Consider the following 23,111-nt stretch of genomic DNA (forward strand, 5'->3'; position numbering starts at 1 on the left):
TTGAAGCAACGGTTTTGCGGCCATTTCAGATCGCTGGAAGGTCAAGCATCACATGAACTTCAGCCTGAGCTAAAGGAGCTGGCCGAGGAACTCCTGCACCGCATGGCCGGGGCGGAAATTGCCGAGGCGCTTGATCTCCCAGTGCAGCCGGATGCCGGAATTCTCGAGCACCCGCGCCCGCACCGTCTCGCCGAGATATTCGAGGTCGTAGCCGGTCGCCGTGCCGGTGTTGATCATGAAGTTGCAATGCATCGGCGACATCTGCGCGCCGCCGATCATCAACCCGCGGCAGCCGGCCTTGTCGATCTCCTTCCAGGCCGAGGTGCCTTCCGGATTCTTGAAGGTCGAGCCGCCGGTTTTTTCGCGGATCGGCTGCACCGTCTCACGGTGGTTCTGCACGGCATCCATCGCCGCCTTGATCGCCGCCTTGTCCTCCAAGATGCCTTCGAAGATCGCCGAGGTGAAGATCAGGCCGGCCGGAGCGGACGAATGGCGATAGGCATAGCCCATATCGGCATTGCTGAGCGTATGGAGATTGCCCTTGCGGTCGAGCGCCCTCACCTCGACGACCCGCTCGCGGGTCTCGACGCCATTGGCGCCGGCATTCATGCGCAGCGCGCCGCCGATGGCGCCGGGAATGCCATGGTAGAAATGGAAGCCGCCGATGCCGGCCTCATAGGCCACGGCGGCGACACGTTTGTCCGGCGTTGCGGCGCCTGCCTTGATCGTGGTCGGCCCGGTGGCCTCGGCCTCGCCAAAGCCCTTGGCCGAGAGCCTGACGACGAAACCGGGAATGCCGCCGTCGCGCACGAGAAGGTTGGAGCCAACGCCGACCACCATGACCGGTATCTCTTCAGGCACCGCGCGCAGGAAGGCCGCGAGATCTTCCTCGTCGGCCGGCTGGAACAGCGTCTCGGCGAGGCCGCCGGCCCGGAACCAGGTGATCTTATCCATCTCCGCGTTCGGCGTGATGCGGCCGCGCAGGCCGGAAAGCTTGTCGCCCAACTTGTCGATGAGGTCCTGGCCGCGCATCATGAGGGCGTCCCACCAAGTTCCTTGGGCAGCGCGTAGGCCCACTGCGTGATGTTGCCGGCGCCGAGGAAGACGACGAAATCGCCAGGCTTGGCGAGCTCGCGAATGGCAGGCGCGATCGCCGCCGCGCCATCGATATAGCGCGCGTCGCGGTGGCCGCCAGAGCGGATGCGCGACACCAGCGCGTCGGAAGTCACGCCTTCGATAGGTTCCTCGCCGGCCGCATAGACCGGGGCCACCATCACCGTGTCGGCGTCGTTGAAGCAGACCGAGAATTCCTCGAAGAGGTCGTGCAGGCGGGTGAAGCGATGCGGCTGCGCGATGGCGATCACCCGCCCCTTCGTCGCGCTGCGCGCGGCCTTCAGCACCGCCGCGATCTCGACCGGATGGTGGCCGTAGTCGTCGAACACCTCGACGCCGTTCCACGAGCCGGTATGGGTGAAGCGCCGCTTGACGCCGGCGAAGGACGACAGGCCCTTCTTGATCGCCTCGGCCGAGAGGCCAAGCTCATGCGCGACCGCGATCGCCGCCGTCGCGTTGGAGACGTTGTGCCGGCCGGGCATCGGCAGGCGCAGATCCTTGATCGTCGAGGTACCGCGCCCCTTGCGGTCGCGGATCACCACATCGAATTCGGAGATTGCGCCCTGCATGCGGTGGTTGGAGAAGCGCACATCGGCCTGCGCGTTCTCGCCATAGGTGATGACGCGCCGGTCCTCGATGCGGCCGACCAGAGCCTGCACTTCCGGATGGTCGGTGCACATCACGCCGAAACCGTAGAACGGCACGTTCTCGACGAACTGGCGGAAGGCCTCGCGCACCTTGTCGAAGCTGCCATAATGGTCGAGGTGCTCGGGATCGATGTTGGTGACGACGGCGATGTCGGCCGGCAATTTCAGGAACGTGCCGTCGCTCTCATCGGCTTCGACCACCATCCACTCGCCATCGCCCATGCGCGCATTGGTGCCGTAGGCATTGATGATGCCGCCATTGATGACGGTCGGGTCGAGCCCGCCGGCCTCGAGCAGCGTCGCCACCATCGAAGTGGTCGTCGTCTTGCCATGCGTGCCGCCGATGGCGACGGCCTGGCGGAAACGCATCAGCTCGGCCAGCATCTCGGCCCGACGGACGATCGGCAGCAGCTTTTCGCGCGCGGCTTTCAGTTCCGGGTTGGACTTCTTGATGGCGGTCGAAACGACCACGACTTCGGCGTCGCCGAGATTCTCGGCCCTGTGGCCGACGAAGCATTCGATGCCCTTGTCGCGCAGCCGCTGCACATTGGCGCCGTCGGCCTGGTCGGACCCCTGCACCTTGTAGCCGAGATTGTGCAGCACCTCGGCGATGCCGCTCATGCCGATGCCGCCGATGCCGATGAAATGCACGAGGCCGATCGTCTGCGGCATCTTCATGCGCGCGTCCTCCTATAGTCCGAAACCGTTTTGCCGGACGCAATAGCCTCTGTCAGATCGGCGAGCAACCGCGCCGCGTTCGGTTTCCCGGCCGAGCGGGCGGCTGCGGCCATGGTCGCCAGCCGGTTCGGGTCCTTGATCAGCCCGCCGACCAGCTCGGCGATCCGTTCCGCCGACAGCGTCGACTGCGGATGAAGCTCGGCCCCGCCGGCGGCTGCGAGCGCGGCGGCATTCGCCGCCTGGTCGTGATCGAGCGCATGCGGATAAGGCACCAGCAGCGCCGGCCGGCCGATGACGGCGATCTCCGAAACCGTCGAAGCGCCGGAGCGCGACATCACCAAATGCGCCGTCGCGATGCGCGCCGCCATGTCGGTGAAGAAGGGCGAAACCTGGACGTCGACGCGGAGGTCGGCATAGGCGGCCTTCACCCGCGCCACATCCTCGGCGCGCGCCTGCTGGGTGATCGCCAGCCGCTTGCGCAGCTCTTCGGGCAGCAGCGCGACCGCCGCCGGAACGGCATCGGAAAAGAACTGCGCGCCCTGGCTGCCGCCGAACACCAGGAAGCGGAACGGTTCGCCTTCGTTCGATGCGACATACGGCGTCTTCGCCGCTTCGAGCACCTGCGGCCGGACCGGATTGCCGGTGGTCACCGTCTTTGCGCCGTCAGCGCTGGCGCCCTCCGGCAGGAAGCCGCCGGCGATCGCGTCGACGCGGCTGGCAAGCGCCTTGTTGGCGCGGCCCATGACGGCGTTCTGCTCATGGATCAGCGTCGGCACTCTTCGCCTTGTCGCCGCATAGAGCGGCGGCAGCGTCGGATAGCCACCGAAGCCGACGACCGCCTCTGGCTTGATCCTGGCGATCACCCGGCCGGCCTGCCGCACGCCCTGCCAGATTTTCCAGAAGGCCGAGAGCGCGGCGACGGGATTCTTCGAACCCAGCGTGGCCGAGGGGATCGTGTGGATATCGGCCGCCGGGAAATGGCCGGAATAGCGCTCGGCGCGATGGTCGGTGGCAAGATGCACCTTCCAGCCGCGTTCGATCAGTTCATGCGCCAGCGCCTCGGCCGGAAACAGATGTCCGCCCGTTCCACCGGCCGCAAGCAGGATGACACCCTTCGCCATCCTGCCTCATTCCGCCGGCATTGCGCGCTGCGAAAGGACGAAGCCCATCTGCTTGCGCTTTTCCGGACGCTTGCGCGTCAATGCGAGCACCATGCCCATCGAGACGGCGATGGCGATCTGCGAGGAGCCGCCATAGGAGATGAAGGGCAGCGTCATGCCCTTGGCGGGCATCAATTGCAGGTTCACGCACATGTTGATGGCCGATTGCAGGCCGAAGACGGTGACCAGTCCACCGACGGCGTAGCGGGTGAAATCGTCATGCTCCTTGAGCGCGATGTTCAAGCCGCGCAGCACGATGAAGGCGAAGATCGACATGATGAAGAAGCACATGATCAGCCCGAACTCTTCGCCCGCGACCGAGAAGACGAAATCGGTATGAGCATCCGGAACAATGCGCTTGACGGTTCCCTCACCCGGCCCAACACCGAACCAGCTGCCGTTGATCAGCGCCTCGCGGCCCATGTCGACCTGAAATGTATCGCCTTCGCCGGTAAGGAACTTGTCGATGCGCAGGGCAACGTGCGGGAACACCGAATAGGCGGCGAACAGGCCGCTTGCCCCGACAGCGCCGAGAGCGACGATCCATAGCCACGGCAGGCCGGCCATGAAGAACATGACGCCCCAGGTGCCCGTCACCAGCATGGTCTGGCCGAGGTCGGGCTGCGCCACCAGGAGCGAGATGACCAGCGCAAGCAAGAGCATGGCGAACAGATTGCCCGGAATGTCGGGCTGACGCCTATGCTCGGCAAAGAGCCAGGCGCAGATGATGACGAAGGCGGGTTTCAGGAATTCGGACGGCTGGATGGAAAGGCCTGCGAGCGACACCCAGCGGCGCGCGCCCTTCACCTCGACGCCGATGTAGAGCACCGCCACCATCAGCACCAGCATGATGCAGAGCATCACCAGCGACATGCGCCTGATCTGCCGCGCCTGCAGGAAGGAGACCGCGAGCATGACGATGAGCGCCGGGATGGTGAAGATGACCTGTCTGGTGGCGAAGTGAAAACTGTCGAGGCCGATGCGCTCGGCCACCGCGGGGCTTGCGGCGAAGGACAAGACGATGCCCAGCCCCATCAGCGACAGGAACGCGGCCAGGAACCAGCGATCGATCGTCCACCACCACGTGGCGACAGGACTTTTGTCGAGACGGCTTTGCATCAACGTGGCCCTCCGATGGGTTTCACACCATCAATAGCAGTCGCAGCTTGCCTGAAGGCTTCGCCGCGAACTTCGAAATTCTTGAACTGGTCGAAACTGGCGCAGGCCGGCGACAGCAGCACCACGGCCTCGCCGCCGGTGTCGCGGGCCGCGTCATGGGCGGCATGCTCGACCGCCGCCGCAAGCGTTCCGGATATTTCGTAAGGCACCGTCTCGCCGAGCGTCGCGGCAAAGGCGGGCGCCGCCTCGCCGATCAGATAGGCCTTGGCGATGCGCGGGAAGAAGCCGCGCAGCGGCTCGATGCCGCCTTCCTTGGGCAAGCCGCCGGCGATCCAGTAGATACGATTGGCGAAGCTCGACAGCGCGGGTGCCGCCGCATCGGCATTGGTCGCCTTGGAATCGTTGACGAACAGCACATGGTCCTTGCGGCCGACCTGCTCCATGCGGTGCGCCAGCCCGGGGAAGCTTTCGAGCCCGGCCTGGATCTCGCCAAGCTCGAGCCCGACCTTGAGGCAAGCGACGACGGCCGCCAGCGCATTCTGCGCATTGTGCTGGCCGCGCAGCGAGCCGATGCCTTCGAGGAAGGCGACGCGGCTGTATCGGCCATGCACGGCTTCCATCAGATTGGCGCCGTCGGCGAAATAGCCGTCGGTCAAAGGCAGGCGCTTGGAAATGCGGATCACCTGCTGCCCAGCCCGCTCCAGCCGGTCCGCGATCTGGGCGCCCCAGGAATCGTCGACGCCGACGATCGCGGTGTCGCTGCCCGCAACCAGCCTTTCCTTGATCGAGGCATAATGCGCCATGGTGCCGTGCCGGTCGAGATGGTCGGGCGTCAGGTTGAGCAGGATGCCGGCGGTCGGGTTGATCGAGGGCGCGAGATCGATCTGGTAGGACGAGCACTCGACCACATAGTCCCGTTGAGACTCGGGCGGATCGAGCGTCATGATGGCGCGACCGATATTGCCGCCCATCTGCGTGTCGCGGCCCGCCGACTTCAGGATATGCGCCGTCAGCGCCGTCGTTGTCGACTTGCCGTTGGTGCCGGTGATCGCGATGAAGGGCGCTGCCGGCGCGCGGCTGATGCGCTCGCGGCAGAACAGCTCGATATCGCCGATCACCTCGACGCCGGCGCCGCGCGCCAGCTCCACCGTCCAATGCGGCTTCGGATGCGTCAGCGGCACCCCTGGCGACAGCACGAAGGCTGAGAAGAGCGGCCAGTCGGCGGCGCGCAGATCGCCGGTCGCAATCCCCGCGGCCGCCGCCTTGGCGACGCTGTCTGGATTGTCGTCCCAGGCCAGCACCTCGGCGCCCCCCGCGATCAGCGCATGCGCGGTGGCGATCCCCGAGCCGCCAAGCCCGAAGAGCGAAACGCGTTTGCCTGAAAGGGAAAAGGCGGGGATCAAGCGGCGAGTCCTATCTGAGCTTGAGGGTGGAGAGGCCGACCAGCGCCAGGATGACGGCAATGATCCAGAAGCGGATCACCACCTGGCTTTCGGTCCAGCCGAGCTTTTCGAAATGGTGATGGATCGGCGCCATCAGGAAGACGCGCTTGCCGGTCATCTTGAAATAGCCGACCTGGATGATGACCGACAGGATCTCGACCACGAACAGGCCGCCGACGATGACCAGCACGATCTCGTGCTTGGTGGCGACCGCGATGGTGCCGATCAGGCCGCCCATCGCCAGCGAGCCGGTGTCGCCCATGAAGATCGCGGCCGGCGGCGCGTTGAACCAGAGGAAGCCGAGGCCGGCGCCGATCACCGCGCCGAGCACGACGGCGAGCTCGCCGGTGCCGGGAACGAAGTGGATCTGCAGATATTCGGCGAACACCGCGTTGCCCGAAAGATAGGCAATGACGCCGAAGGACGCCGCCGCGATCATGATCGGCACGATCGCCAGGCCGTCGAGACCGTCGGTCAGGTTCACCGCATTGCCCGCGCCGACGATGACGAAGCAGGAGAACGGGATGAAGAACCAGCCGAGGTTGACCAGGAATTCCTTGGCGAAGGGGAAGGTCAGCGACGACGAGAACGGCGCCTGGCCGTTGTGCATGATCACCCACGCCGCGATGGCGGCGATGACGAACTCGATCGCCAGCCTCGCCTTGCCGGAAAAGCCCAGATGCGACTGCTTGGTGACCTTGAGATAATCGTCGTAGAAGCCGATCGAGCCGAAGCCGACGGTGACCAAAAGCACCACCCAGACATAGATGCTGGATAGGTTCGCCCATAGCACGGACGACCCGATGATGCCGGACAGGATCATCAGCCCGCCCATGGTCGGCGTTCCGGCCTTCTTGAAATGGGTCTGCGGGCCGTCGGCGCGGATCGGCTGGCCCTTGCCTTGCCGCAGGCGCAGCGAATTGATGATCGTCGGCCCGAAGATGAAGACGATCAGCGCCGAGGTGATCAGCGCGCCGCCGGTGCGAAAAGTGATGTAGCGGAAGACGTTGAAGAACGAGATCTTGTCCGCGAAATCGACGAGCAGTGTGAACATGGTCCTTCCGTCTCCCGGAACCCGACCTAGGCCGGCTTAATGTTTGTGGCTTCCGCCGGAAATTTGCCGAGCAATGCCTCGACCAGCTTTGAAAACCCGATGCCCTTCGACGACTTGACCATCACCACGTCGCCGGGCCTGAGCGCGGAGATCACGATCGGCTTCAGCTCATCGGCGCCGGCCCGATACTCCGTCTGGACGTCGGCAGGCAGAACCTCGGCCAGCGCCTGCATTTCCGGTCCGCCGAGAAAGACGTTGCGCGTGCCCGTGCCGACGATCAGTTCGGCAAGCGCGGCGTGGAGCTTAGCCGAATGACTGCCGAGCTCCAGCATGTCGCCGAGCACGGCGATGCGCCGGCCCTCGCCCGAGACCGGCGTGGCGTTGAGCAGCGCCATGGCCGCCGCCATCGACGCCGGATTGGCGTTGTAGCTCTCGTCGATCAGCGTGATCGGCCCGTTGGGATGCTGCAGGACATGGCGCCGGCCCCGCCCGCGCGCGGCCGAAAGATCGGCGAGCGCGGCCGAGACCTTGTCGAGGTCGGCTCCGACCAGTTGCGCGGCGCCCAGCACCGCCAGCACGTTCTGCACGATATGGCGGCCGGGCGCGCCGACACGGGCCGTCAGGTCCCTCTTGCCGATCTTGACGGCGATTTCGGAATGGTCGGCATGAAGCTCGCAGCCGGCAAGGCGGAAGGCCGAGCGGGCATTTTCGCCGAAGCCGTAGACATGCTCGACGCCCGCGTCTTTCGCCATTTTCCCGAGCAGCTTCCAGCGTGGATCGTCACGATTGAGCAGCGCGGCGCCGCCAGGCTCGATCCCCTCGAAAATCTCGGCCTTGGCCATGGCGATCTCGTCGAGGTTCTTGAAGAAGCCGAGATGGGCGGCGGCAATGATCGTCACGATGGCGACATGCGGCCTGACCATCTTGACCAGCGGCCTGATCTCGCCGGGATGGTTCATGCCGATCTCGAAGACCGCGTAGTCGCAATCCTGCGGCATGCGCGCCAGCGTCAGCGGCACGCCCCAATGGTTGTTGAACGACTGTGCCGAGGCGTGCACCTTGCCGACCGCCGACAGCACATGGCGCAGCGCTTCCTTTGTGGTCGTCTTGCCGGCCGAGCCGGTGACCGCGATAATCCGGGCCTTCGAGCGCGCGCGGGCCGCGACGCCGAGCTTCTCGAGGGCCGCAAGCACGTCCTGCACGACGATCATCGGCGCCGTCAGCCGGCCGAGCGAGGGCAGCTTGCCCTCGGCGACGACCAGCACCGCCGCTCCGGCCTTGACCGCGGCTGTCGCGAAATCATGGCCGTCCATAGCCTCGCCCTTGATGGCGAAGAAGGCGTTGCCCGGCTCCAGGCTGCGGCTGTCGATGGAAATACCGGTGATGCCATCCGGCAGCGAGCCGATTGGCCTGCCTTCCATGGCTTCGACCAGCGCTTCCGACGTCCACAGCAGGCTCATGCGGCGCGCTCCTTCAGCGCATCGCGCACTTCCTCATGGTCGGAGAAATGGAAGGTCTCGGTGCCGACGGTCTGGCCTTCCTCATGCCCCTTGCCGGCGACGATCAGCGTATCGCCGGCACGCAGCATCGCCACCGCCTCGTGGATTGCCTTGCGGCGGTCGCCGATCTCGATGGCGCCGGGCGCGGCGGCAAGAATCGCCGCGCGGATGGTTTCGGGCACTTCCGTGCGCGGGTTGTCGTCGGTGACGACGACGACATCGGCGAGCCGCGTCGCGATCTCGCCCATGATCGGCCTTTTTCCCCGATCGCGGTCGCCGCCGCAGCCGAACACCACGACGACCCGGCCGGTGGTGAAGGGCCGCACCGAGGTCAGCACATTCTCCAGCGCATCGGGCTTGTGCGCGTAGTCGACATAGACGGGAGCGCCGGCGGCGGTGGTGCCGACGAGGTCGAGCCGGCCCGGCGCGCCTTGCAATTTTTCCAATGCCGCCAGGGCCTTGCTTGCCGGCGTTCCAGTAGAGATGGCAAGCCCGGCCGAGACCAGCGCGTTGGCGATCTGGAAATCGCCGGCCAAAGGCAGGTCGACCTCGTAGAGCACGCCGTCCGCCACGACCTCGGCGCGCTGGCGATGGCGTTCATGCTCCACCCGCTTGAGGGTCAGGAAGTCGCCATGGCGGCCGACGGTCAGCACCTTCAGTCCCGCCGCCTTCGCGGCTTTGATGGTGGGCTCCGACCACGGGTCGTCGGCAAAGACGATCGCCGGCGCGCCCTTCGGCAGCAGCGTGTCGAACAGGCGCAGCTTGGCGCGGTGATAATCCTCGACCGTCGGATGGTAATCCATGTGGTCGCGGCCGAGATTGGTGAAGGCGCCGGCCGCGAGCCTCACGCCGTCCAGGCGGCGCTGGTCGAGACCGTGGCTCGAGGCTTCCATCGAGGCGTGAGTGACGCCCGCATCCGCCAGTTCCCTGAGCAATCGGTGCAGCGCCACCGGATCGGGCGTCGTCAGTGAGCCATATTCGTTGCGGCCGGGCGCCACGACGCCGGTCGTGCCGATCGAGGCGGCGGCAAAACCCGCCTGCTCCCATATCTGGCGGGTGAAGGCGGCGACGGATGTCTTTCCGGCGGTGCCGGTGACAGCGACCATTGTCTGCGGCTGGCGTCCGAAGAAGCGCGCCGCGCTGAGCGCCAGCGCCAAGCGCGGATCATCGACGGCGAGAACCGGGATCGACAGGCCGGAGATGGCCGTGCCCCTGCCGGTGACGATCGCCGCTGCGCCTCGGGCTGCGGCATCGGCGGCATAGGTCGAACCGTCGGCCTTGCTGCCGGCAAGTGCGAAGAAGACGACGCCGGTCTTGACCGAGCGGGAATCGGAGGAAAGTCCGGTCACCTCCAGATCGGGGGAAGCTGTTCCCTCGACAGGCAGGACACCGGCTAGATCTTTTAGATGCATTGAGTCCCGTTCACCGCAACAAAATAGCGCGCAGTTGCCGGCGCGCCCCAAGAATCACTGATAGGAAACCAGCGTTGCACCATTTTCATGGCTGAAATCTGGCTTCACGCCAAGCATGGCCGCTGCGCGCCTGATGATATTGCCGGCCATAACCCCCGCATTGTTGGCGGCGACGTCCGTCATCCCGGGCTTTTCCGGATGCGGAGCGTCGGCGATCGTGAACACCAGAAATTGCGGATCGTCCATCGGGAAGGCGGCGACGAAGGTGTTGAAATTCAACTCCTTGGAGTAGCGGCCGTTGATGACCTTCTCGGCTGTTCCGGTCTTGCCGCCAACGCGGTAGCCGGGGACCCTGGCATTTCTGGCCGAGCCCTTCTCGGCGTTGAGCGTATAGAGATAGCGCATGCCTTCGACCGTCTTGTCGCTGACCACTTTCTTGGCGACGGCCATGGCCTCCTGCTCGCTGCGGACCAGGAAGGTCGGCTCGATCAGATAGCCCTGCATCAGCGCCGCGCAGCCGACAGCGGCCTGCAGCGGCGTCGTCGACACGCCATGGCCAAAGGCGATGGTGAACGAATTGACCTGTTTCCAGACCTTGGGTTCGGTCGGACGCGCGACCTCCGGCAGTTCGGTCTGCATCCTGTCCAGGATGCCAAGGCGATGCAGGAATTCGCGATGCCCCTCGATGCCGACCAGCTCGGCCTCCCTGGCCGACCCGATGTTGGACGAATAGAGGAACACCTCCGGCAGCGACAGCACACGGTTCTTGCCGTGGAAATCGTGGATGGCCTGATGGCCGACCCGGATCGGATGCGACGCGTCGAAGCGGCTCGCCATCGTCGCCTTGCCGGAATCGAGCGTCATGGCCGAGGTGAAGCTCTTGAAGGTCGAGCCCATCTCGTAGAGGCCGGCCGACATGCGGTTCAGCCGGTCTTTTTCCTGTGCGTTATACGGATTGTTCGGGTCGAAGTCCGGCACCGAGGCCATCGCCATCACTTCGCCTGTCTTGATGTTCAGCACGACGGCGCCGGCGCCCAATGCGCGATAGCGCTCCAGGCCGGCGGCGATCTCATCGCGCACCACATGCTGGACGCGCAGATCGATCGACAGCTTGACCGGCTTGAGATCCCTGGCCACCGCCAGACCCGACGCCTGCAGGTCGCTCAGCCCCTGCTCGTCGATATACTTCTCCATGCCGGAGATGCCCTGGTTGTCGATGTTGGTGAGGCCGACGATGTAGGACGAGGTCTCGCCGCTCGGATAGAAGCGCCGCTTTTCGGTACGGAAGCCGAGGCCGGGGACGCCCAGCGCCATGATGTCGGCCTGCTGCTTCGGCGTCAGCTGGCGCTGCAGCCAGACGAAGCCGGCGCCGCTCTTGAGCTTGCGGTAGGTCTGCTCGTAATCGATCTCCGGCAGCACGGTCGACAATTTCTCGATCGCTTCGTCGGCGTCGACGATGCGGCGCGGCTCGGCGAACAGCGACGCCGTCTTGATGTCGGTCGCCAGCACCTCGCCGTTGCGGTCGACGATGTCCGGACGCGACGCCGTGACCCGGCTCTCCGGGCCGCCCGAGAGATCCGGGTTCTGCATGCCGAGATAGACGAGCCGGCCGGCAATGGTCGAATAGATGGTGAAGAACACCGCCATCGTCATGACGATGCGCGTCCTTGCCTTGCCGCCTGTCGCCTTGCGGGCGGCATCGACGACGATCGAGCCGTCCTCGGCCTGCTTCTTGCGGCGCTTCAGCAGGTTACCGATCCTTGGAAACCCGCCGATCATTGAACGGTGCTCCCGGTGACCACTGGATCCTTACTGTCCGACGGCTCCTTACCCGAATTGTCGGCCATGCCGCCAAGCCGCTGCGAGGAAAGGTCCTCGATGGTCACGGGTTTCACGGGGATGTCGTCGAGGCTGCCGATCTGGTGCGCGTTGACCGGTTCGAGCCCGAGCTGGCTCTTATAGACATCGGCAAGCTTCTGCAGCCGCGACGGCTGCGTGAGCAGGCTCCAGTCCGCCTTGAGGAGATCGATCGTTTCTTCCTCGTAATGGATCTGCGCCTGTATCTTCTGCACCGCCGCCAGTTGCTCCTCGGCTTCCCGCTTCGTCTTGTAGGTCAGGGCCGCGGCCGAGACCATGACGGCGATCAGGACTATGTCGCTGGTACGAAACACGTTCTTACCTCTCCCCCGGCCGCTCGACGGCGGGAAGCTTTGGAAGGCCGAAAATCGAAAAATCGCCGGCGCGCGCCGGGGCATCGGTGCGGATCGCCGCGCGCAGCCTGCCCGAGCGCGCCCGCGGATTGGCCTCCGTCTCGGCCTCCCCCGGCGTCACGCCGCCGCCGGCCTTGCGGAAGGTCGCGGCGCGCTGGGGCGCGTCGGGCATGTGGCGCGAGCCGCTGGCGGCTTCGGAACGGTCGGCGATGAAGCGCTTGACGATGCGGTCTTCCAGCGAATGGAACGTCACCACGGCAAGCCGTCCGCCGGGCTTCAGCACACGCTCGGCGGCCAGCAGCGCCCTTGCCAGTTCGCCAAGCTCGTCATTGACGAAGATGCGCAGCGCTTGGAAGACGCGCGTGGCCGGATGGATCTTGTCCTTCGGTCCCCGCCCGATATGCGTCTCGATGGCGTCGGCGAGATCGAGCGTGCGCTCGAAAGGCTTCTTCTCGCGCCGGCTTTCGATCATGCGCGCGATGCGGCCGGCATGGCGCTCCTCGCCGAGAAAGCCGAAGATGCGGGCAAGATCGCCCGCCTTGAAAGTGTTGACGACGTCGGCGGCGGAAAGACCAGCCTGCGCCATACGCATGTCGAGCGGCCCGTCGGCGCGAAAGGAAAAGCCGCGCGCCGCCTGGTCGAGCTGCATGGAGGAAACGCCGATGTCGAGCACGACGCCGTCGGCGTCCTCGACATGCTCGTCCAGCGTCGAGAACGGCGCCTGGACAAGCCTCAGCCGGCCGCCGGCCCGTTCTTCGATCGCCCTGCCCGCCGCGATTGCGTCCGGGTCGCGGTCGATGGCGACAACGGAGGCGCCGCGGTCGAGGATGGCGCTGGTGTAACCGCCGGCGCCGAATGTCCCATCGACCATCGTCTCACCGGCCTTCGGCGCGAGCGCGTCGAGCACCTCGGCAAGGAGGACCGGAATGTGACGGGCCAGTCCGCCAACGGCGTGAGGGTCATCGCCGTGGCCAGCCATCATTCCGATCGCTCCCCGGGCTTCGTCCCCTGCCGAAGCTGCAAAAGCCTGGCCCGCGCCTGCGCCCCATAGGCCGCAAGCCGTCCCGGCTCCCAAATCTGAAAGAAATTGCCGCGGCCGACAAAGGCCACCTCGTTCGCGATGCCCGTATGCTCGCGGATGAAATCGGTCATGGTGATGCGGCCGTCCTGGTCCAGCTTCAGAAATGTCCCGTCGCCATGGCAAAAGAACGACATGTCGTCCGCCGCCTGCAGGAACGGGTCTTCCAGCGCGATCCGCTGCTCGTAGCGGTCGAGCAGGTCGAGCCCTCCGACATCCATGGCCGGCAAGTCCAGGCAACGCAGCGCGTAGAGTTCCGAATAACCGCGCTTTTGCACCACCGCGCGAAAATGCGCCGGAACGGACACCCGCCCCTTCGCGTCGATCCTGCTCACCGTGTTTGACAGAAACCGGTCCAATAAACGCTACAGCCGCTGTTGCCGCTGCACCCCTCATGTTGTTCTCCGCGTCCTCGCCGCATGCGCGGCAAATCGCTTCATTCACCGAGGCGAAAACCGGCAAACGCACCGCCGCCGCGGCTGCCCGATTGGCGTACGCTTCACCCTGACGCGGAACGAAAGCTTGATGATGCGAATGGGATATCATGGGGCACTATGGGCGTCAACGGGAGCAGGCATCACAAACACGCACGCCACAACCAGAAAGCGCAGGCTGAAGGCACGTCTCGTCTTTATCGTCCATTAAGCCTAACGAAGCGTTTAGAGCCGTCTGGCCCAAAAAGACGCGGCTTGCTGCGCGCAGCCGCCGCGCATAGCGTCGGTTGAAGTTTTCTGCCCTGACCAAGGATCGAGCCGATGTCCGACACTGCGAAGTCACGCGCCGCGACACTTGCCCATTTGCGCAGCGCCGGTTTCGCCAAGGGCGATCCTATTCCGTTGCCGTTGACCATGGCCTCGATCTTCCACGCCCCGGGCGATGCGACCGGCTTCGATCAGTATGGCCGCTTCAGCAACCCGACCTGGCATGCGGTCGAGCACGCGCTTGGCCATCTGGAAGATGCGCAATGCGTTGCCTTCCCGTCTGGAATGGGTGCGATTTCCGCGGCCTTTTTCGCGCTCCTCAAATCGGGCGACCGCATCCTCTTGCCCTCGGACGGCTATCACACGACGCGCGCGCTGGCGGAGCGTTTCCTGAAACCCCTCGGCGTCGCCTACGACCTGCGGCCGACGGCAAGCATGCTCGACGACGGTTTTGCTGGCTACCGGGCGGTTTTTGTCGAAAGTCCGTCGAACCCGCGGCTGGACATCTGCGACATCACCGCCGTCGCCAAGGCCGTCCATACGCAAGGGGGCGTCCTGATCGTCGACAACACGACGATGACGCCCTTCGGCCAGCGCCCGCTGGATCTCGGCGCCGACATCGTGGTCTCGGCCGATACCAAGGCGATCAACGGCCATTCGGACGTTCTCTTCGGCCATGTCGCGAGCCGCGATCCCGACATTGTCGCCAGGGTGAAGGATTGGCGCGAGACGGCCGGCGGCATCCCCGGGCCGTTCGAAGCATGGCTCGTGCATCGCGGCCTCGAAACGCTGGAGGTGCGCTTCGACCGCATGTGCTCGTCGGCCGAAACGATCGCGCGGCGCCTGAAAGACCATCGCGCCGTCGGCGGCCTGCGCTTTCCCGGGCTCGAGGGCGATGCCTCGCACAATCTGGCGCGCGTCCAGATGGAGCGCTTCGGCTTCCTGATTTCCTTCGAGCTCGGCTCCGAAGAACAGGCCGAGGCGTTCATCGACGGCTGTCGGCTTGTTGAAGCGGCAACCTCCTTCGGCGGCGTGCACACATCGGCCGAGCGGCGCTCGAAACGTGGCGATGCCGTGCCGCCGGGCTTCGTTCGCCTGGCGATCGGCTGCGAGCCGGTCGAGCAGCTCTGGCAGGCGATCGAGGCGTCGCTGGACAAGATTGCCGGCTGAGCAGCCAAGGTCCCAGATCCTCCGCCTCGATCTTGCGCCGGCCATGCAGCACGCGCAGGATTTCGATCGCATCGTCGCCAATTCGATAGAAAGTAAGATATTCGCCAACAACGAGGTGGCGAATGCCCGAGGCGATATCGTCGCGCGGAGGCCCTGAATACAGATAGGCCGCCAGTTGTTGGCAACGGACCTCGATCCGATCTAGCAGTCTATCCGCTGCAGCTTCGTTATCCCGCGCCACGTGTTGCCAGATCGCGATTAGATCGTCTTCAGCGTGCGCCGTACGGATGATCGGCAGCAACTTCATGCCGCGTCGTTGGATTTCCACCGCTTACGGGCTTCGGCCTTTATTTCATCCATCGATACGAAACGCCCCGGCCCGCTGTCGATCCCTTCCTGCACAAGCTTGCGCAATTCCTCGACGGTGTGGCCGAGCAGGTCGCGCCGGTCCTTCCATTGCCTGAGCGCATCGCGGATCACCTCGCTGGCCGAGGCGTATTCTCCTGCCGCGACAACATCATCCACAGCGGCCGCCAATTCCGGGGAAAGCGTGATGCTGCGTTTGTCGACGTGACCCATGATGTGCTCCTGCTCTTCTCTAAAGGTACGATTTAATCGCACCAGCTTCAAGGAACAGGTCATCGCGTTCAGGGCGATTACGACCTGGCGTTGAATCAAAAGGCACGCCTCCCGGCGTAACCTCCTGATCCCGTTCAGCTATCGCCACGAGAAAAATGCCAGCTGGCCTGTAAGCCGGGTTCTGTATGGCCCTCGCCTTGCGACGAGAACGTGGCGGCCATTCATCTTGGGCGCATGTTGCCATGCGCCTCACGCAACCTACCCGGACGGTGGGCCGGAAACAGCCCTCGAAGGTTTCCCCTCGCACCGCCCCTATTCGGTTTTGCTCCCGGTGGGGTTTGCCCTGCCGCTTCTGTTGCCAGTCGCGCGGTGGGCTCTTACCCCACCCTTTCACCCTTACCGTGGCGGATGCCGCGGCGGTTTGCTTTCTGTGGCACTTTCCCTGGGGTCGCCCCCGCCGGCCGTTAGCCGGCACCGTGTCTCCATGGAGCCCGGACTTTCCTCACCCGCAGCCTTTCGGCTCTCGCGGGTGCGGCCGCCCAGCCAGCTGGCAAGGGCGTATAAAGGGATTCCCGCCCGAAAACGCAAACGAAAAAGCTGACCTATCCCGCCCAAAAGCCGTCATGTCGACCTGAGCGTCCGCAGCGGGTTTTGGGGCAACGACATCCATAGAGAACACACGCTGCCCAAATCCGCTTCGACGGATGAGCCTCAGGCCGGCGAGCCCAACGCCACCAACTGCACCTTCACCTTGCTGCAATAGGCGGCCGAAACCGGATTCATCCGCGTCGCGCCATGACCCGCATTGTATTTGAGGATCGTGCCGCAGGTGGTGCCGCCGCCGAGGTCTCGCGCCATGGCAAGGTACTTCATGCCGTATTTGATGTTGGTGTCGGGATCGAACAGTCCCTTGGCCGAGCCGGTGTAACCCATCATGCGCGCTGTCGCCGGCTTGATTTGCATCAGGCCGATCTCGCCGGCGCCGCCGACCATGTTCGGCCGAAAGTTGCTTTCGATCTTGATGACGGCCTTGGCCAGCGACACCGGCACGCCATAGCTTACGGCGTAGCGGGCAATGGTCGCCGAATACTGGCCGTCGCCAGCCGCAGCCGGCGTCGCCAGGGCGGTCTTGCCGGGGTTGATCGAGGCAGTCGTGGTGAGATCGATGGCCTTTCTGCCGCGCTTGGCGCGTTTGGCCGTCGATTTCGCCGCCCTGGTCGCGGTGGCTTTCTGCACCTTTGCCGGGGCTCTCTTGGTCTTTGGCGTTTTGCTGCCCGGTGCAGCCTTGGTCGTCGCGGGGGCAACGGCAAGACCATTGTCTGCCCGAAGGCTTAAGGGGGCGCCGCTTGCCGAATTGAAGGCAAAACTTATCACTCCGGCAGCAACAGCTGCCGCTACAACGGTCAATTTTTGCATGTAGTCCTGTTCTGTTAGAACCGCGCGAAGAACTTCGAGCGGTTACGCCAATTCAACATCGGATCATCAGGGAGGGATAGACGCCCGACGACTTGCGGGAGAGGCATTTGGAGGTGGAATTGGCGGCAAAGAAGGCGGCGCAATTCACTTTAAATGACAGATTGTAATTTAAGTAGCCTGGCGGGACTATCTGGCGGGGGCTGCCTTTGCGGAAGCCAGGAGCCTCTGCAGCGTGCGGAGCGTCGAATTATCCGCCGCACCATCCACCAGTCGCCGCCGGAAATGACGCTGGAAAGCCGCCACCACGATTTCCGTCTGCTTGTCGTAGACACCCGATATCTCGACGCCATAGCCGTAGAGCGCCAGCATCGACTGCAGCGCCTCGACATCGGCGCCGGTGTCGCCGGCCTTCAGCGCAGCGCCGGGCTTGATCGGCGCGGCCGGCACGAGGTGGCCGATACCGGCCACGAACAACGTCTTCCATGGAAATTTTTCGCCGGGATCGACCTTGCGGCCGGGGGCCACGTCCGAATGCGCGAGCACCCTTGCCGCGGGAATGGAATGACGGCCCACGATGCCCGAGCACAACTCGATCACGGCATTGATCTGTCGCTTCGGGAAGGCCCTGTAGCCCAGCGAATGCCCGGGATTGACGATCTCGATGCCGACCGAACAGGAGTTGATGTCGGTGCGCGCGAGCCAGGAACTCTTGCCGGCATGCCAGGCGCGATCGCTCTCGCGCACCATCTGGATGATGCGGCCGTCCTCATGGACAAGATAATGCGAGGACACTTCGCTCGCCGGATCGCAGAGCCACGCCTCGGCGCCGGCGCCGCTTGCCATGCCGGTATAATGCAGCACGATCATATCGGGCCGGAGCGTCTCGCGGCGCGGACCGAAATTCGGCGACACCCGGACCTCGGCACCTGGCTGGTCGGGCAGGAAGCCGCTCATACGTGCCTGAGGCCCCGCTCGATCATCTCATAGGCGGCGTTGATCGCCGCGACCCTGGTCGTGGCGATCTTGATGAACTCCTGCGGCAGGCCGCGTGCGATCAGCCTGTCGGGATGATTGTCCGAGATCAGCTTGCGATAGCGTTTCCTGACCTCCTCGAACGGCTTGCCGCGCTCAATGCCCAGAACGACGTAGGGATCGGCGGCGCCGAGATTGACGTGCCGCGACAGGATCGCTTCGTAATGTGCCTCGTCGATCCGGAAGATTTCGGCGATGCGGTGCAGGAATTGGCCCTCATGCTCATGAATCAGGCCATCCGCCTTGGCGATATGGAAGAGACCGTCGAGGATGTCTTCCAGCATCATGCAGTTGGCGTGGCCGGATCCGCAGAGCTGCGCCATGCGCTGGGCATAGGTCTCGAAGCCGGCGACGTCCTGCTTGGCGATGTCGTAAAGCCGCGCCACGTTGCGTGTCTCGCTCGGCGGAACCTCGAAGATTTCCTGGAAGGCCCGCACCTCGTCCTGCGTGACGATGCCGTCGGCCTTGGCCATCTTGGCCGAGAGCGCGATCATGGCCACGGAAAAGGCCACGCGCCGGCGCAGGTCGGGATCGCCGGAAAAAACGGTGCGCACGGCTTCGACGACATCCGCGACGCCCGAGGACGCCGACGACGAAACACGAGCGATGAAGTCGCCAAGGCGGTCCCAAATCGACATGCCGGCTTCATAGTGCGAACCGGGCGGTTCTATCAAGTCGGGACTATGCCGCAGGCCACCGGCGCTGCGCGGGATCGATGACAAAAGGAAGGCCGGCAAGGCCGGCCTTCCTCGATGCTGTCGGTCCGATTCTTACTGCGCGGGCGCGGCAGGGGCCGGATTTGTTGCCGGAGCCGGTTCAGCAGGCTTTGAAGCATCGGGCGAAGCCGGCTTCATCGGCTGCTCGTTGGCCGGGGGGTTGGTGCTCTGGGTGGTGGTCTTGTCGGTACCACTGTCGCTACAAGCCGCGACCCCCAGCAGGGTGAGCGCCGAAACAGACGCCAAAATGAGCTTCTTCATGGTATCTCTCCTTCAACAGACGCTCACATTTCGGTGAGCGGTCGCAGGAGAAATGTATCAACAGGCTCGCCGGTTTCGTAACGTTGCATTTCCATGTGTAACATCAACTTGCGATTGCTGGCGCCATAATCCCGAACTAACAGAACATACGCTCGAAGAGAATTTGGATAAGCAGAATGCCGGCAGCCTCGGGGATTGGAAAATGGGATTTTTGGATCGACCGCGGCGGCACTTTCACCGACGTCATCGGTCGTGATCCGCAAGGCCGGCTGCACCCTCGAAAACTTTTGTCCGAAAATCCCGAGGCTTATGCGGATGCCGCTATCCAGGGCATCCGCGATCTGCTGCGCTTGAAGGCCGGCGCCGCCATTGCCGCCGAGGCGATCGGCGACGTCAAAATGGGCACCACCGTCGCCACCAATGCGCTGCTCGAGCGCAAGGGCGATCGTGTGCTGCTCCTCATCAGCAAGGGTTTTCGCGACGCACTGCGTATCGCCTATCAGGCGAGGCCGGATATCTTCGCCAAGGAAATCATCCTGCCCGAGCAGCTCTACGAGCGGGTGATCGAGGTCAACGAGCGCGTGCGTGCCGATGGCTGCGTCGAGCGCCTGCTCGACATCGCGGCCTGCCGCCCGGCGATCGAAAAGGCCAAGGCCGACGGCATCGACGCGGTCGCCATCGTCTTCATGCATGCCTGGAAATATCCCGACCATGAAAAGGCCGTGGCCAAGGTCTGCCGCAAGATCGGCTTCAGTCAGATTTCCGTCAGCCACGAGGTCTCGCCGCTGATCAAGCTGGTCGGCCGCGGCGACACCACCGTGGTCGACGCCTATCTGTCGCCGATCCTGTCGCGCTATGTGCAGCGGGTGGCGGGAGAGCTGGGCGCCGGCCCGCGCCTGATGTTCATGATGTCGTCGGGCGGCCTCACCGCCGCCGACCTGTTCCAGGGCAAGGACGCACTGCTTTCGGGGCCGGCGGGCGGCGTCGTCGGCATGGTCGAGACGGCCAAGCTCGCCGGTTTCGAAAAGGTCATCGGCTTCGACATGGGCGGCACCTCGACCGACGTCGCCCATTACGACGGCGAATACGAACGCGCCTTCGACACCGAGGTCGCCGGCGTGCGCATCCGCGCGCCGATGATGCGCATCCATACGGTCGCCGCCGGCGGCGGCTCGATCCTGCACTATGAAGCCGGCCGCTTCCGCGTCGGCCCGGATTCGGCCGGCGCCAATCCCGGCCCCGCCGCCTACCGGCGCGGCGGCCCGCTCGCCGTCACCGACGCCAATGTCATGCTCGGCAAATTGCAGCCCGATTTCTTCCCGGCGATTTTCGGCGCGGGCCAAGACCAGCCGCTCGACGTCGGCACGGTTGGCGAGAAATTCCGCGCACTTGCCGCCGAAATCGGCGATGGCCGGACGCCCGAGGCGGTCGCCGAGGGTTTCATCACCATCGCCGTCGAGAACATGGCCAACGCCATCAAGAAGATCTCGGTGCAGCGCGGCTATGATGTCACCGAATATCTCCTGAACTGCTTCGGCGGCGCCGGCGGCCAGCATGCCTGCCTGGTGGCCGACGCGCTCGGCATGGAAGCCGTGCTCATCCACCCCTTCTCCGGTCTGCTTTCAGCCTACGGTATCGGCCTCTCATCGGTCTTCGCCTCGCGCCAGCAGGGTCTGCTGCAGCCGCTTGCGGAGGAATCGCGCGCAGCGATCGAGGCGCTCATCGTGTCCTTGCGCAGCGAGGTCATCGCCGAGCTTGGCGAGCAGGGCATTGCCGAGGACGTGGTTTCAACCAAGCCTGTCTTGCACATCCGCTATGACGGCACCGATACGGCGCTGCCGGTGAATTTCGAGCATGGTTCGATCTTCCGCGCCAGAAGCGACTTCGAGGCCGCGCACAAGGCGCAGTTCGGTTTCGTCTATGACGATAAGCCGATCGTCGTCGAAACTGTCGCCGTCGAAGGCATGGACGCGGCTCGGCAGGACAAGGCCGAAGCCTACGCCCCTGCCGGACCGGCGGGGATCGAGGCCAAGCCTTTGGAGAACCGGCGTTTCTACACCGAGGGCCGCTGGCACGAGGCCGGCGTCTATCGCCGCGAAAACCTGCGGCCTTCCAACACGGTCGCCGGACCCGCGCTGATCATCGAGCCGAACCAGACCATCGTTGTCGAGCCGGGCTGGTGCGCCGAGATCACCAATCTCAACCACGTCGTGATCCGCCGCACGAAACGGAAGGCGCGTGCAGCGGCCCTCGGCACCGACGCCGATCCGGTGATGCTGGAGGTCTTCAACAACCTCTTCATGTCGATCGCCGAGCAGATGGGTGTGACGCTGCAGAACACCGCCTATTCGGTCAACATCAAGGAGCGGCTCGATTTCTCCTGCGCCGTGTTCGACCGCCATGGCGCGCTGGTCGCCAACGCGCCGCACATGCCGGTGCATCTGGGCTCGATGGGCCGTTCCGTCGAAACCATCATCCGCTTGAATTCCGGCGACATCCATCCGGGCGACGTGTTTGCCCTCAACGCCCCTTATAATGGCGGCACGCATCTGCCCGACATCACGGTGGTGACGCCCGTCTTCGACGATGCGCAGAACGAGATCCTGTTCTGGGCGGCCTCGCGCGGCCATCACGCCGATGTCGGCGGCACCGCGCCGGGCTCGATGACGCCTTTGGCCACAACGGTCGACGAGGAAGGCGTGCTATTCGACAATTTCCGCATCGTCGATCGCGGCCGGTTCCGCGAGAGGGAGTTGGAGACGCTGCTCACCGACCACCCCTACCCCGCGCGCAACCCCGTCCAGAACATCGCCGACCTGAAGGCGCAGATCGCCGCCAACGAAAAGGGCGTGGCGGAACTGCGCAAGATGGTCGCGCATTTCGGCCTCGATGTCGTCGAGGCCTATATGGGCCATGTCCAGGACAATGCCGCCGAGAGCGTGCGCCGCGTGCTGGAGCGGCTCCCCGACAGCGCGGCATATGAATACCCGACCGACACCGGCCAGGTGATCAAGGTGAAGATCACCGTCGACCGGCAAAAACGCGAGGCGACCGTCGATTTCACCGGCACGTCGCCCGTCATGAAGAACAATTTCAACGCTCCGGAGCCGGTCGCCCGCGCCGCCGTGCTCTACGCCTTCCGCGTCATGGTCGAGGACATGATCCCGATGAACGCCGGCTGCCTCAGGCCGATCAACATCGTCATCCCCGACGGCTCGATGCTGAAGCCCGCCTACCCTGCCGCCGTGGTCGCCGGCAATGTCGAGACCTCGCAGCATGTCACCAATGCGCTATTCGGCGCGATGGGCGCGATCGCCAACGCGCAAGGCACGATGAACAACCTCACCTTCGGCAACAAGAAATACCAATATTATGAGACCATCTGCTCCGGCTCGCCGGCTGGCCGGGTGAATTCGGGACGCGGCTTTGCCGGCACGTCCGGCGTTCACACCCACATGACCAATTCGCGGCTTACCGACCCGGAGGTGCTGGAACTGCGCTTTCCGGTCGTGCTGGAAGACTTCCACATCCGCGAAGGCTCCGGCGGCAAGGGCAAGTGGAATGCCGGCGACGGCACCAGGCGCACCATCCGCTTCCTCGAAAAGATGGAATGCGCGATCCTGTCCTCTCACCGCAACCGGCCGCCCCAGGGCCTCGAAGGCGGCGGCGACGGCGAGGCCGGCTCGACCAAAGTCAGGCGCAATGACGGCTCGGTCGACGTCCTGAAGGCCTGCGACCAGACCACGCTCGAGGCCGGCGAAGCCGTCATCGTCACCACGCCGACGCCTGGAGCGTTCGGAAAAGCGTGAGATTCGCATCAGCCT

The 23,111-nt window shown here is 64.7% G+C and carries 19 protein-coding genes, 1 other RNA gene and 1 pseudogene; 2 read left to right on the forward strand and 19 right to left on the reverse strand.

All coding sequences use genetic code 11. The annotated features are described in order from the left end of the window. Positions 1–69 precede the first annotated feature (69 nt). Genes murB through mraZ form a run of 12 tightly spaced genes read right to left on the reverse strand, consistent with a single transcriptional unit; the run spans position 70 to position 13,771 of the window. Positions 70–1,035 carry a UDP-N-acetylmuramate dehydrogenase gene (gene murB, locus LB572_RS03845; protein ID WP_224666782.1) on the reverse strand — a complete coding sequence of 322 codons (966 nt, stop codon included), beginning with the start codon at positions 1,033–1,035 and terminating at the stop codon, positions 70–72. Then, the gene (murC, locus tag LB572_RS03850) at positions 1,032–2,438 is read right to left on the reverse strand and encodes a UDP-N-acetylmuramate--L-alanine ligase (RefSeq protein WP_224666783.1); all 1,407 of its coding nucleotides are present in this window, start codon (positions 2,436–2,438) and stop codon (positions 1,032–1,034) included. The genes murB and murC overlap by 4 nt, the downstream gene beginning before the upstream one ends. Beyond that, positions 2,435–3,559 (reverse strand): undecaprenyldiphospho-muramoylpentapeptide beta-N-acetylglucosaminyltransferase, encoded by a 1,125-nt coding sequence (gene murG, locus LB572_RS03855; RefSeq protein ID WP_224666784.1) that lies wholly within the window; start codon positions 3,557–3,559, stop codon positions 2,435–2,437. Before murG ends, murC begins: the two co-directional genes overlap by 4 nt. Before the next feature lie 6 nt (positions 3,560–3,565). Then, complete coding sequence (ftsW, locus tag LB572_RS03860) at positions 3,566–4,717, reverse strand: putative lipid II flippase FtsW (protein WP_140806894.1); 1,152 nt, start codon at positions 4,715–4,717, stop codon at positions 3,566–3,568. Further along, positions 4,717–6,120, reverse strand: a complete 1,404-nt coding sequence (murD, locus tag LB572_RS03865) for a UDP-N-acetylmuramoyl-L-alanine--D-glutamate ligase (protein WP_224666785.1) — start codon at positions 6,118–6,120, stop codon at positions 4,717–4,719. The genes ftsW and murD overlap by 1 nt, the downstream gene beginning before the upstream one ends. Before the next feature lie 10 nt (positions 6,121–6,130). Beyond that, positions 6,131–7,213, reverse strand: a complete 1,083-nt coding sequence (gene mraY / locus LB572_RS03870; protein ID WP_140806896.1) for a phospho-N-acetylmuramoyl-pentapeptide-transferase — start codon at positions 7,211–7,213, stop codon at positions 6,131–6,133. 26 nt (positions 7,214–7,239) lie between these two features. Further along, positions 7,240–8,673, reverse strand: a complete 1,434-nt coding sequence (locus LB572_RS03875; RefSeq protein ID WP_224666786.1) for a UDP-N-acetylmuramoylalanyl-D-glutamyl-2,6-diaminopimelate--D-alanyl-D-alanine ligase — start codon at positions 8,671–8,673, stop codon at positions 7,240–7,242. Beyond that, positions 8,670–10,124 carry a UDP-N-acetylmuramoyl-L-alanyl-D-glutamate--2,6-diaminopimelate ligase gene (locus LB572_RS03880; protein ID WP_224666787.1) on the reverse strand — a complete coding sequence of 485 codons (1,455 nt, stop codon included), beginning with the start codon at positions 10,122–10,124 and terminating at the stop codon, positions 8,670–8,672. Before LB572_RS03880 ends, LB572_RS03875 begins: the two co-directional genes overlap by 4 nt. A gap of 54 nt (positions 10,125–10,178) precedes the next feature. Next, positions 10,179–11,903, reverse strand: a complete 1,725-nt coding sequence (locus LB572_RS03885) for a peptidoglycan D,D-transpeptidase FtsI family protein (RefSeq protein ID WP_140806899.1) — start codon at positions 11,901–11,903, stop codon at positions 10,179–10,181. Next, positions 11,900–12,295 carry a hypothetical protein gene (locus LB572_RS03890; protein ID WP_140806900.1) on the reverse strand — a complete coding sequence of 132 codons (396 nt, stop codon included), beginning with the start codon at positions 12,293–12,295 and terminating at the stop codon, positions 11,900–11,902. The genes LB572_RS03885 and LB572_RS03890 overlap by 4 nt, the downstream gene beginning before the upstream one ends. Before the next feature lie 4 nt (positions 12,296–12,299). Further along, positions 12,300–13,316: a 16S rRNA (cytosine(1402)-N(4))-methyltransferase RsmH gene (rsmH, locus tag LB572_RS03895; RefSeq protein ID WP_224666788.1), complete on the reverse strand. Its 1,017-nt coding sequence runs from the start codon at positions 13,314–13,316 to the stop codon at positions 12,300–12,302. Continuing rightward, positions 13,313–13,771 carry a division/cell wall cluster transcriptional repressor MraZ gene (gene mraZ, locus LB572_RS03900; RefSeq protein WP_140806902.1) on the reverse strand — a complete coding sequence of 153 codons (459 nt, stop codon included), beginning with the start codon at positions 13,769–13,771 and terminating at the stop codon, positions 13,313–13,315. The genes rsmH and mraZ overlap by 4 nt, the downstream gene beginning before the upstream one ends. 396 nt (positions 13,772–14,167) lie before the next feature. Here mraZ and LB572_RS03905 point away from each other — a divergent pair, with 396 nt between their 5' ends. Then, positions 14,168–15,283 carry a cystathionine gamma-lyase gene (locus LB572_RS03905; RefSeq protein WP_224666789.1) on the forward strand — a complete coding sequence of 372 codons (1,116 nt, stop codon included), beginning with the start codon at positions 14,168–14,170 and terminating at the stop codon, positions 15,281–15,283. Between the two features lie 43 nt (positions 15,284–15,326). Here the strand turns inward: LB572_RS03905 and LB572_RS03910 are convergent. From LB572_RS03910 to LB572_RS03940, 7 genes and pseudogenes are all read right to left on the reverse strand, one after another. Continuing rightward, positions 15,327–15,590 (reverse strand): annotated as a pseudogene (locus LB572_RS03910) (type II toxin-antitoxin system RelE/ParE family toxin); the annotation flags it as partial. Beyond that, the gene (locus tag LB572_RS03915; protein ID WP_224666790.1) at positions 15,587–15,862 is read right to left on the reverse strand and encodes a type II toxin-antitoxin system ParD family antitoxin; all 276 of its coding nucleotides are present in this window, start codon (positions 15,860–15,862) and stop codon (positions 15,587–15,589) included. The gene LB572_RS03915 and the pseudogene LB572_RS03910, both read right to left, overlap by 4 nt. A gap of 154 nt (positions 15,863–16,016) precedes the next feature. Next, positions 16,017–16,413, reverse strand: an RNA gene (rnpB, locus tag LB572_RS03920) — RNase P RNA component class A. 160 nt (positions 16,414–16,573) lie between these two features. After that, complete coding sequence (locus LB572_RS03925; RefSeq protein ID WP_140806905.1) at positions 16,574–17,278, reverse strand: lytic transglycosylase domain-containing protein; 705 nt, start codon at positions 17,276–17,278, stop codon at positions 16,574–16,576. Positions 17,279–17,464: 186 nt separating this feature from the next. Next, positions 17,465–18,232 (reverse strand): N-acetylmuramoyl-L-alanine amidase, encoded by a 768-nt coding sequence (locus LB572_RS03930; protein ID WP_224666791.1) that lies wholly within the window; start codon positions 18,230–18,232, stop codon positions 17,465–17,467. Next, positions 18,229–18,948, reverse strand: a complete 720-nt coding sequence (locus LB572_RS03935) for a J domain-containing protein (RefSeq protein WP_224666792.1) — start codon at positions 18,946–18,948, stop codon at positions 18,229–18,231. The genes LB572_RS03930 and LB572_RS03935 overlap by 4 nt, the downstream gene beginning before the upstream one ends. Before the next feature lie 132 nt (positions 18,949–19,080). Next, positions 19,081–19,287 carry a hypothetical protein gene (locus tag LB572_RS03940; RefSeq protein ID WP_224666793.1) on the reverse strand — a complete coding sequence of 69 codons (207 nt, stop codon included), beginning with the start codon at positions 19,285–19,287 and terminating at the stop codon, positions 19,081–19,083. 176 nt (positions 19,288–19,463) lie between these two features. Here LB572_RS03940 and LB572_RS03945 point away from each other — a divergent pair, with 176 nt between their 5' ends. After that, positions 19,464–23,096, forward strand: a complete 3,633-nt coding sequence (locus LB572_RS03945) for a hydantoinase B/oxoprolinase family protein (RefSeq protein WP_224666794.1) — start codon at positions 19,464–19,466, stop codon at positions 23,094–23,096. Positions 23,097–23,111 lie beyond the last annotated feature (15 nt).

This window comes from Mesorhizobium sp. BH1-1-5, from assembly GCF_020165615.1.
Classification (GTDB): Bacteria; Pseudomonadota; Alphaproteobacteria; order Rhizobiales; family Rhizobiaceae; genus Mesorhizobium.